The following is a 9,568-nucleotide window of genomic DNA, read 5'->3' as shown; positions in this document are numbered from 1 at the left end:
ATCGCAGCGCCAGGTCCTCCCGCCACGGCGCCGGTGGCGGGGTGACGGCTCGTCCGGCGCGCACGCTGCACATCCAGTCTGATCGTCCTGATCCCACCCACACCCTCATCCTGAGGTGCTGCTGCTTGCAGCAGCCTCGAAGGAGCCCTCCAGAAGTCACGGAGGCATCTGGAGCCCTCCTTCGAGGCTCGTTTCACTCGCACCTCAGGATGAGGTCGTGGGTAGGATGAAACTGGACAGCCATTGAGTTGCGTCTTCAGGGAGAAACCCATGGACATCGACCACCCCGACGTCAAAGCCGAGGTCGAAGCAGCCTTCGCTGCCTACGAGACCGCCCTCGTCACCAACGACGTGCCGACCCTCGAGGCCCTGTTCTGGGACGATCCCCGCACCATCCGGTACGGCATCGGCGAAAACCTCTACGGCATGGACGCGATCCGGGCCTTTCGCCGGGCGCGCTCGCCGGTCGGGGTCGAGCGCCGCATCGGTGAGACGGTCATCACCACCTTCGGGCGCGACTTCGCCACCGCCTCGACCCTGTTCTGGCGCGAGGCGCATCCGGGCAAGGTCGGGCGCCAGATGCAGAGCTGGGCGCGGCTCCCCGAGGGCTGGCGGGTCGTCGCCGCCCATGTCAGCCTGATCGACGAGGTGCCGGCGTGACCGACTTTCCCCTCACCCTCGCCCAGTACCGGGAGGCCTACGCCTCGGGGGCGCTCACGCCGGCGCAGGCCGTGCGCGAGGTCTACCGGCGCATCGCGGCACTCGCCGATCCGGCGGTCTTCATCACCCTGCGGCCCGAGGCCGAGGTGGCGGCGGAGGCGGACACCCTGCCGGCGGGCCCGCTCCACGGCATCCCGGTTGCCGTGAAGGACAACATCGCGGTAGCCGGCCTGCCCACCACCTGCGCCTGCCCCGATTACGGGAGCGTCGCGACGGAGGACGCCACCGTGGTGGCGCGGCTGCGGCAGGCCGGGGCGCTCGTCATCGGCAAGACCAATCTCGACCAGTTCGCCACCGGCCTCGTCGGCGTGCGCTCGCCCTACGGCGTGCCGCGCAACACTCTCGACCCGGCGCTCGTGCCCGGCGGCTCGTCGTCGGGCTCGGCGGTCGCCGTGGCGGCCGGTCTCGTGCCGCTGGCGCTCGGCACCGACACCGCCGGCTCCGGCCGGGTGCCGGCGGGGCTCAATAACATCGTCGGGCTCAAGCCCACCCTCGGCGCCCTCTCGACGCGCGGCGTCGTGCCGGCCTGCCGCACCCTCGACTGCGTCTCGGTCTTCGCGCTGACCGCCGCGGACGCGTTCGAGGGTTTTTCGGCGCTCGCCGGGTTCGACGCCGCCGATCCGTTCTCGCGCGCCCTGCCGGCCGGGAGGCCGGGGGAGGTTCCGACGCGGATCGGGGTGCCGGATGCGGAAAGCCGGCTATTCTTCGGCGACCGCCACGCCGAGGCGGCCTTCGACGCGAGCCTCGCCGACCTCGAGGCGCTGGGCGCGACCCTGGTGCCGGTCGACCTGACCCCGTTCTTCGCCGCAGCCGCCCTGCTCTACGACGGACCGTGGGTGGCCGAGCGCTGGGAGGCGATCCGCGGCCTCATCACTGAACGGCCGGAGGCGCTGCACCCGGTCACCCGTGCCATCACCGAGCGCGCCACCGCCTTCTCGGCGGCGGATGCCTTCGTGGGCCGCTACCGGCTGGCGGAGTTGCACCGGGCCACCGAGCCGGTCTGGCAGAGACTCGACGCCCTGTGCGTGCCGACCTTCCCGCGCCCGCAGACCCTCGCGGGCCTCGCCGCCGACCCGGTCGGCCCCAATGCCGAGCTCGGCACCTACACCAACTTCGTCAACCTGCTCGATCTCTGCGCGCTCGCGGTGCCCGGCCATCCCCGCGCCGACGGCGGACCGGCCGGCGTGACGCTGATCGCCCCGGCCGGCCGGGACGCGGCCCTGATTTCCCTCGGCGACGCCCTCCACTGCGCCGGCGGCACCCCGATGGGGGCGACCGGCGCGCCCCTGCCGCCGGCGCCCGAGCCGGCTCCGGCGCGGGCCCGAGGCGACGAAATCGAGCTGGTGGTCGTCGGCGCCCACCTGTCGGGCCTGCCGCTGAACGGCGAGCTGACCGCGCTCGGCGCCCGGCTCCTGCGGGCGGTCGAGACCGCGCCCGACTACCGGCTCTACGCCCTGCCGGGCGCGGGCCCGCGCCGTCCGGGCCTGGTGCGGGTGGCGGCGGGCACGGGCACGGCGATCGCCACCGAGGTCTGGGCGCTGACGCCGGAGGCCTTCGGCCGCTTCGTCGCGGCGATCCCCGCCCCCCTCGGCATCGGCACCCTGCGGCTCGCCGACGGCACGGCGCCGAAAGGGTTCCTGTGCGAGCCGGAGGGCGTGCGGGAGGCCGAGGACGTGTCGCGTCACGGGGGATGGCGGGCGTACCTGGCGGCGGGCCGGGGGGCATGAACGCATGACAAGGTAAAAAACTGTCGGCCGGGCGCGACAGTCTTTCCACCCTCCTCGTCATTCCGGGGCCGCGCAGCGGAGCCCGGAATCACACCGCGGGTTTCACGACGTCGAGTGAGGGTCTGTCCGACTGGCCGCCGCAAGATCGTATCCCACCCACAACCTCATCCTGAGGTGTCAGTCGATTGAAAATCGACTGACCTCGAAGGAGGCCTCCGTCGGGGCTCATTACGTTCGCACCTCGGGATGAGGTTGTGGGAGGGATAGCAATGCGTCTCGCGACGCAGTTCTCACACGCCAAACCGGCTCGTGTTGTCGAACAGACCTTTCATCGCGAAGGGAGCGGCTCGACCGGCCCCTCCCTCCGAGACGAGATCACGCCCGGGTCAGCTTCGACACCACGGCAAGCAGCTGCTCGGGCTTGAACGGCTTGGTGATCCAGCCCGTGGCGCCGGCGGCCTTAGCCTGCTGCTTGATGCCCTCGTCCGACTCCGTGCTGAGGAACAGGATCGGCACGCCGGTCAGGGCGGGCAGCGTCCGCAGGGTCTTGATCATGTCGAGACCGTTCATCACCGGCATGTTGAGATCGGTGATGACGAGATTGAGCGCGGAGGATTTTGCCTTGGCGACGCCCTCGGCGCCGTCCCCGGCCTCGATGATGGTGTGACCGGCGGGACCGAGGACCACCTTGATCATCTGCCGGATGCTCGGGGAATCGTCGACGGCGAGGACGGTAGCCATGGAACGGGAACTCCGGGGAACGCGTACGGGAAGGAAGTGACGGTCGGCGCGGCGCTCAGGCGGCGCGCAGGAAGGAGACTTGTGCGCTCAGGCCCGCCCGCGCGAAGGCGCCCTCGACGAGGTCGGGCGCGTCGATGAGGGCGAGGCGCTTGGCCTTCCGCTCCGCCGTGCCGGCCGCCGCGACGACGAGCTGCACGAAGGCGATGTCGGCGCGCTCGACCTTGGAGCAATCGAGGGTCAGATTCGCGGTCGCGGCGAGGGCGGCGGCGATCTCGCCGTGAAGCGTGCGGATCGCCCGCAAGGTGCAGTCGCCCGGCATGGTGATGACGAGGGTATCTGACATGACGGCGCCGAGATCCTGCGAGGCGTCCGAACCGCGCCTCTGAGAAAGACTATGCGATGGGACCGTAAAACTTCCTTGAATCGTTCGGTCCGGTTCCGGACAGAATGCTAACGCTTCCGCAAGCATGCCGCCCGTAGCGTCACCGGAACCCGAGGCTCTTGGTAATGAGCCCGGACGCGACGAACGGTCCGACGGAGTGTGAGGACGATGATTTCCGAGGCGGCGCAGGTGACGCGGGAGCGCCCCCGTCCACGGTGGCTGCGGCCCCGCACCGAGGTGTCCGCCCCCGTCCCGGTCGCCCTCGCCGCGGTCGAGGCCGCCACGGGCGTCGAGCCACCCGCCGCGGAGGCGCCCGGCGCCGACCGGCAGATCCCCGATCGGCAAGTCTCCGATCGGCAAGCCTGCGACCTCCTGCAATCCTGGCTCGGGCTGTCCGCCTTGCAGCGTCGGGCGCTCGAGGCCCTGGTCGGCGAGCTCGGCCTTGCCTCCTCCCACATGGAGGACAGCGTCCAGGGCCTGAGCCACCGCTTCGAGAACATCGCCGCGACGACGCGCGACCAGGCCGGAATCGTGCAGGGCCTCGTCGCCTCGATCCAGGCGGTCGAGATCGACGGGCGCATCGTCCCCCTCGCCGAGGTCGCTACGGGGCTCGGCGGGACGCTGGCGGCGCTGATGGACAAGGTCGGCCGGCTCTCGCGCGACGGCGGCGCGACGGCCCGCGCCCTCGACGCGGTGCTGGCCGAGATCGATGCGGTCGAGGGCAGCGTCGCGCGGATCGAGACGATCAACCGCCAGACCAACCTGCTCGCGCTCAACGCCAAGATCGAGGCGGCGCGGGCCGGCGAGGCCGGCCGGGCCTTCGCGGTGGTGGCCGACGAGGTCCGCCAGCTGGCGCAATCGATCAACACGCTCTCGGGCACGATCAAGGACCAGATCGGCTCGATCGCCACCGGCCTGCGCGACAGCCACGGCCTGCTGCAGGACATCGCCACGATCGACGTCTCGGACGAGAGCCGCAGCGCCGAGGCCCGGGTCCACACCGTGATGCAGGCGCTGGTCGCGCAGACGACGCGCTTCGCCGGCGTGCTGCAGCAGACCGCCGAGACGACGCAGACGATCACCGCCGACGTGTCGGGCGCGATCATCGCCATGCAGTTCCAGGACCTGACGAAGCAGCGCCTGCAGAACGGCGGCACCGTGCTGCGGGCGCTCGCCGCCGAGCTCGACCGGATGGCCGAGCGGACCACGGAGCAGGGCCTTGACGTGCCGGAGCCCGACCATTCCTGGGCCGAAGCGATGATCGCGGCCTGCACCCTCGGCGAGGTCCGGGACCGCCTGCGCCACCAGGTGCTCGGGCAGGAGCCGCGCGGACCGGCCGAGGGGGCCGCGGGCACCGCAGCGGACGAGCTCGACGGCATCGACCTGTTCTGACGCGAGCCGACACGTCCCGCCCGCTCCGTTCGGATACGGCGGAGGTGTGCGATCCCCTCGCCGTGCGGTCTCGAGCTTGCTCGACATCGCAGGGTGAGAGGGGATCCCCCGCCCCATCGGCATCGGTATAGATCAAGCTTGAGCCATATCGCGCGACGAAGCGCAGTCGAGCCGTCGTCCTGTCGGCTCGATCGAGGCCGTCTTCCGCACGTGCTCGCCCCATCGTCTTTCGAGTCCCTGGGGTCAGCCGGCAAATTTTTCCGTAAGGTTTCGATGACTGTCCGATTGCTAACCGAAAATTATCGGATTTCGGACACAATCTGATCACTGCGAAATTCCGTAGTTCTCAGCACCCACCGCCGATCTCACGCTTCCCCTGCCGCACGACCGGGGCGGGCGCGGGGAGCGCGAGCGACGGCGTGGGCCGGAGCGGCGTGACGCATTCGTCTTCGTGAATCCCGCGCGAACAAAGACCGTCCGTGCGATCCAAGGGTCGATGCCGACATGACTTCCCTCAACCCGGTCGACGTGTTCCGCATGGAGGCCGACGAGCTTCTCGCCTGCCTGGAGGCCACGCTGCTCGACCTCGGCGAGAAGCCGCAGGACAGGGCCCTGATCGACACGGCGTTCCGCGCGCTCCACACCATCAAGGGCTCGGGGGCGATGTTCGGCTTCGAGCGGGTGGCGGCCTTCACCCACGATTTCGAGACCGCCTTCGACCTCGTGCGCCAGGGACGCGTGCCGGCGAGCCTCGACCTCGTCAACGTCGCCCTCTCGGCCAAGGACTACATCCGCCTCCTGATCGAGGATCCCGAGGGGGCCGAGCCGGTCTTCGGCCAGGCCATCCTCGACGAGCTCGGCGGCCTTGTCGGACGGGCGACGGGCCGGGCGGCTCCGGCCCCCGAGCCCGAGCCCGAGGCGGCGCCCGCCGGGGCGGCCGGCTGGCGGGTCGGGATCGCCTTCGCGCCGGACGTCCTGCGCAACGGTACCAACCCGCTCGCCCTCCTCGACGACCTGCGCGATCTCGGCGCGCAGGCGGTGGTGCCGCGGCTCGACGCGGTGCCCGACCTCGCGGCGCTCGACCCCGAGGCCTTGTCGATCGGCTGGGACGTCACCCTGCCGGCCGGGGTGGCCCGGGAGGCGATCGACGACGTGTTCCTGTTCGTTCAGGACGAGATGACCCTCACCCTGACGCCGCTCGGCACGGAGGACGAGGGGCCGGCGCAGGCGCTGCCGGGCCCGGCCGAGGAGGCCGCGCCGCTCCCCGTGCCGGCGGCGGCCGCAGTACCGGTCCTGCTGCACCAGGCGGCGGCGCCGGCAGCGCATCCCGCTCCCACTCCCGCCGCGGCGCCCGAGCCGCGGGCGGGCGGGCGCCGGGGCGAGGAGCGCACGACCAGCACCGTGCGGGTCGAGGCGGGGCGCCTCGACGAGCTGATGGACCGGGTCGGCGAGCTCGTCATCGCCCAGGCCCGGCTCAGCCAGCTCGCGGGCCTGCACGCCGATGCCGGGATCAAGAATGTGGCCGAGGAGATCGAGCGCCTCTCGGCTCGGCTCCGCGACACCACGATGAGCATCCGCATGGTGCCGATCGGGGCGCTGTTCGGCCGCTTCCGGCGCCTCGTCCACGACCTGTCGCGGGATCTCGGCAAGCCGGTCGACTTCGTCACCGAAGGCGAGGAGACCGAGCTCGACAAGACCGTGATCGAGCGCCTGGCCGATCCGCTGGTCCACCTGATCCGCAACGCCATCGACCACGGCATCGAGGATCCGGCCCGGCGGGCCGAGAGCCCCAAGGGGGCCACCGGCCGCATCACCCTCTCGGCCGAGCATGCCGGCGCCCAGGTGCGGGTCAGCGTGCGCGACGACGGCGCCGGGCTGGACGCCGCCCGCATCCGCGCCAAGGCCGAGGAGAAGGGGCTCGTCGCCCCCGGCACGCCGTTGAGCGACCAGCAGGTCTACCAGTTCCTGTTCGCCCCCGGCTTCTCGACCGCCGCGACGATCTCGGCCCTGTCGGGCCGCGGCGTCGGCATGGACGTCGTGAAAAAGACCATCGAGGGCCTGCGCGGCACGATCGACATCGCGACCGTGCCGGGGGCCGGCACCACGGTCACGTTGCGCCTGCCGCTGACGCTCGCGATCATCGAGGGCCTGCTGATCCGGGTCGGCGAGGGGCGCTACGTCGTCCCGCTCGCCGCGGTCGAGGAATGCGTCGAGTTGCCCGAGGGCGACCGGGCGAGCCGCGGGCGCGACTTCCTCAACATCCGCGGCGCCCTGGTGCCGTTCCTGCGCCTGCGGACCCTGTTCGAGGCGGAGGGCGAGCCCGATCCGTACCAGAAGGTCATCATCGTGTCGGTCGGCGAGACCCGGGTCGGGCTCGTCGCCGACCAGATCATCGGCAACCACCAGACGGTGATCAAGTCGCTGTCGAAGCTGCACGCCGACGTGACGACCTTCTCGGGGGCGACGATCCTCGGCGACGGTACCGCCGCCCTCATCATCGACGTCGGACGGCTCGTTTCCGGCGGCCAGGCCGAGATGCCGCGCGAGTTTCAGGAGGTGGCATGATGACCGGCACGGCGGATTCCTCGCGGCAGGCGGACGGCCTGCAGGTGGTGATGGTGCGCATCGGGTCGGAGACCTTCGCGCTCGATGCCGGGATGGTGCGCGAGATCATCGACCCGATCCCGGCGACCCGGGTGGCGGGGGCGCGGGCGCATCTCGACCGGGTGGTCAACGTGCGTGGCAACGTCGTGCCGCTTGCCGATATCCGCGAGCGCTTCGGCATGAAGCCGGAAGCCGTGACGCCGGACACCCGCTTCGTGGTGATCGAGGTCGGGATCGCGGGCGATCCGGTGATCGTGGCCCTCGTCGCCGACAAGGTCTTCGAGGTGACCGAGGTCCAGGCCGGCACGGCGCAGCAGGTGCCGAAGGTCGGCACCTCGTGGCGGCCCGAATTCATCAAGTCGATCGTCAAGTGCGGGGACGAGTTCGTCATCCTGCCCGATGTCGAGCGGATCCTGAACTGAGCCGGGGCAGCACCCGACCGCACCCGGACCGGCTGCTGCCTCAGATCGTCAATTGTGCCGCGCTGCCGACGGACCGGTGTTCAGGTCGGGCAACGCTCTTGGCCGGGGTAATACGATGCGTTTCACGATCAAGGCGAAACTGGCCGGCGGCTTCGCGTCGGTCCTGATCCTCGCCGGCGCGGCCGGCGCCGTCGGCTACCAGAGGCTGACGGCGGCCGACGAGGCGATGAAGTTCGTCGTCAGCCGCTCCGAGGTCCAGACGCACGTGCTCGACGCCAAGGCCCAGGCCCTCCGGGGCATCTCGAACACGCGCGCCGCCGTGATCAGCTCGGACGACGCCCAGATGGCCCATTTCAGCAAGCGCGTGGCGGAGAACGCCGCCGACACGCTCGCCGCGATGGGGAAGGCGAAGTCGTACATCACCTCCGACGAGGGCCGGCGGCTCTTTGAGGTCCTGTCGGCCAAGTACGACACCGTGCGGGCGCTGGGCGCCAAGGCGCTGGACCTGACCCGGCTCAACTCGAATGCCCGGACCTGGTCGGAGATCGCCGCGACCGGACGTCCCGCCACGGCCGCCCTGCGGGCCGACCTCGACGCGATCGTCAAGGGCCGGCCGGGCGAGACGGGCGACGACGAGTTCGTCCGTGCCGCGGCGGGCTTCCAGGTCCGCCTGGAGCGGGCCTGGGGCGAGATGCAATCGGCGACCGGCGCGACGAATGTCGAGGCGCTGGAGCAGCGCGTGACCGCGGCGAAGCAGCTGCGTGAGGAGATCTCGCGCGCGATGGACGAGCTGCTCCACGTCGGCGCCGCCCGCAACGTCCCGGTCGAGGCGATCCGGCAGAAGTACAATGCCTGGGCGGCCTCGTTCCAGAAAGCCCTCGCGACCGTCGAGACCGGGAGCACCATCCAGGCCGCCTCCCTCGCCTCGGGCGAGTACTCCACGGCGAGCACGGCCGCGATCGATGCCTTCGACGCCCTGGTGGCGTTTCAGGGCAAGCGCATGACCGATGCGGTGGCCCGCGCCAAGGCGGATGCGAGCGAGGGCCAGACGATGCTGCTCGCCGTGCTGGCGGGCGCGCTCCTCGCCGGCCTCGCCATCGCGATCTGGCTGGCCGTGACGATCTCCCGGGGCCTGAGCCGCGCGGTGTCCCTCGCCGACGCCGTGGCCATGGGCGATCTCGGCCAGACCGTGGCGGTGACCTCCCGCGACGAGATCGGCGATCTCGTCACCGCGATGAACCGCATGACCGCCAACCTGAACGCGACCGCCGGCCTCGCCGACGCGATCGCGGAGGGCGACCTCACGGTGGAGGCCAAGCCCCTCTCCGAGAAGGACCGGATGGGCCTCGCCCTCCAGACGATGCTGACGCGCCTGCGCGCCGTGGTGGCGGATGCGGCGGCGGCGGCGAACAACGTCTCGGCGGGGAGCCAGGAGCTGTCGGCCTCGGCCGAGCAGCTGTCACAGGGCTCGACCGAGCAGGCCGCCTCCACCGAGGAGGCCTCGGCCTCGATGGAGGAGATGGCCGCCAACGTGAAGCAGAACGCCGACAATGCCGGCCAGACCGAGGCGATCGCCCGCC

General features: G+C 71.2%; 8 protein-coding genes. 6 read left to right on the top strand and 2 right to left on the bottom strand.

Translation table 11 applies throughout. The features are described 5' to 3' along the window. The first annotated feature begins 270 nt into the window (after nucleotides 1-270). Both hpxZ and atzF read left to right on the top strand, forming a co-directional pair. The gene (gene hpxZ / locus ABZT49_RS26720; RefSeq protein ID WP_355290611.1) at nucleotides 271-660 is read left to right on the top strand and encodes an oxalurate catabolism protein HpxZ; all 390 of its coding nucleotides are present in this window, start codon (nucleotides 271-273) and stop codon (nucleotides 658-660) included. After that, nucleotides 657-2,447 (top strand): allophanate hydrolase, encoded by a 1,791-nt coding sequence (gene atzF / locus ABZT49_RS26715; protein WP_355290609.1) that lies wholly within the window; start codon nucleotides 657-659, stop codon nucleotides 2,445-2,447. The genes hpxZ and atzF overlap by 4 nt, the downstream gene beginning before the upstream one ends. Nucleotides 2,448-2,822: 375 nt before the next feature. On the opposite strand, the gene ABZT49_RS26710 is transcribed toward atzF, so the two are convergent. Together ABZT49_RS26710 and ABZT49_RS26705 are read right to left on the bottom strand one after the other, a co-directional pair. Beyond that, the gene (locus ABZT49_RS26710; protein ID WP_093570578.1) at nucleotides 2,823-3,188 is read right to left on the bottom strand and encodes a response regulator; all 366 of its coding nucleotides are present in this window, start codon (nucleotides 3,186-3,188) and stop codon (nucleotides 2,823-2,825) included. Nucleotides 3,189-3,243: 55 nt separating this feature from the next. Then, nucleotides 3,244-3,531 (bottom strand): STAS domain-containing protein, encoded by a 288-nt coding sequence (locus ABZT49_RS26705; protein ID WP_355290607.1) that lies wholly within the window; start codon nucleotides 3,529-3,531, stop codon nucleotides 3,244-3,246. 207 nt (nucleotides 3,532-3,738) lie between these two features. Between ABZT49_RS26705 and ABZT49_RS26700 the strand changes: the two genes are divergently transcribed. The 4 genes from ABZT49_RS26700 to ABZT49_RS26685 form a co-directional block, all read left to right on the top strand. Next, nucleotides 3,739-4,962 (top strand): methyl-accepting chemotaxis protein, encoded by a 1,224-nt coding sequence (locus ABZT49_RS26700; RefSeq protein ID WP_355290605.1) that lies wholly within the window; start codon nucleotides 3,739-3,741, stop codon nucleotides 4,960-4,962. A gap of 504 nt (nucleotides 4,963-5,466) precedes the next feature. Next, nucleotides 5,467-7,527 carry a chemotaxis protein CheA gene (locus ABZT49_RS26695; RefSeq protein ID WP_355290604.1) on the top strand — a complete coding sequence of 687 codons (2,061 nt, stop codon included), beginning with the start codon at nucleotides 5,467-5,469 and terminating at the stop codon, nucleotides 7,525-7,527. Beyond that, nucleotides 7,524-7,988 carry a chemotaxis protein CheW gene (locus tag ABZT49_RS26690; RefSeq protein WP_355290602.1) on the top strand — a complete coding sequence of 155 codons (465 nt, stop codon included), beginning with the start codon at nucleotides 7,524-7,526 and terminating at the stop codon, nucleotides 7,986-7,988. Before ABZT49_RS26695 ends, ABZT49_RS26690 begins: the two co-directional genes overlap by 4 nt. A gap of 115 nt (nucleotides 7,989-8,103) precedes the next feature. Further along, the coding region (locus ABZT49_RS26685) for a methyl-accepting chemotaxis protein (RefSeq protein ID WP_355290600.1) at nucleotides 8,104-9,568 on the top strand (1,465 nt) is incomplete at its 3' end.

The organism is Methylobacterium sp. EM32 (assembly GCF_040593685.1).
Lineage (GTDB): Bacteria > Pseudomonadota > Alphaproteobacteria > Rhizobiales > Beijerinckiaceae > Methylobacterium.
Note: the sequence above shows the minus strand (reverse complement) of the source record. Positions and strands in the feature narration are given on the sequence as shown.

What these genes read in the sequence shown, in the direction of transcription:
- hpxZ (WP_355290611.1), top strand. Translation starts at nt 271, where the DNA reads ATGGACATCGACCACCCCGACGTCAAAGCCGAGGTCGAAGCAGCCTTC.
- ABZT49_RS26710 (WP_093570578.1), bottom strand. Translation starts at nt 3,188, where the DNA reads ATGGCTACCGTCCTCGCCGTCGACGATTCCCCGAGCATCCGGCAGATG.
- ABZT49_RS26705 (WP_355290607.1), bottom strand. Translation starts at nt 3,531, where the DNA reads ATGTCAGATACCCTCGTCATCACCATGCCGGGCGACTGCACCTTGCGG.
- ABZT49_RS26700 (WP_355290605.1), top strand. Translation starts at nt 3,739, where the DNA reads ATGATTTCCGAGGCGGCGCAGGTGACGCGGGAGCGCCCCCGTCCACGG.
- ABZT49_RS26695 (WP_355290604.1), top strand. Translation starts at nt 5,467, where the DNA reads ATGACTTCCCTCAACCCGGTCGACGTGTTCCGCATGGAGGCCGACGAG.
- ABZT49_RS26690 (WP_355290602.1), top strand. Translation starts at nt 7,524, where the DNA reads ATGATGACCGGCACGGCGGATTCCTCGCGGCAGGCGGACGGCCTGCAG.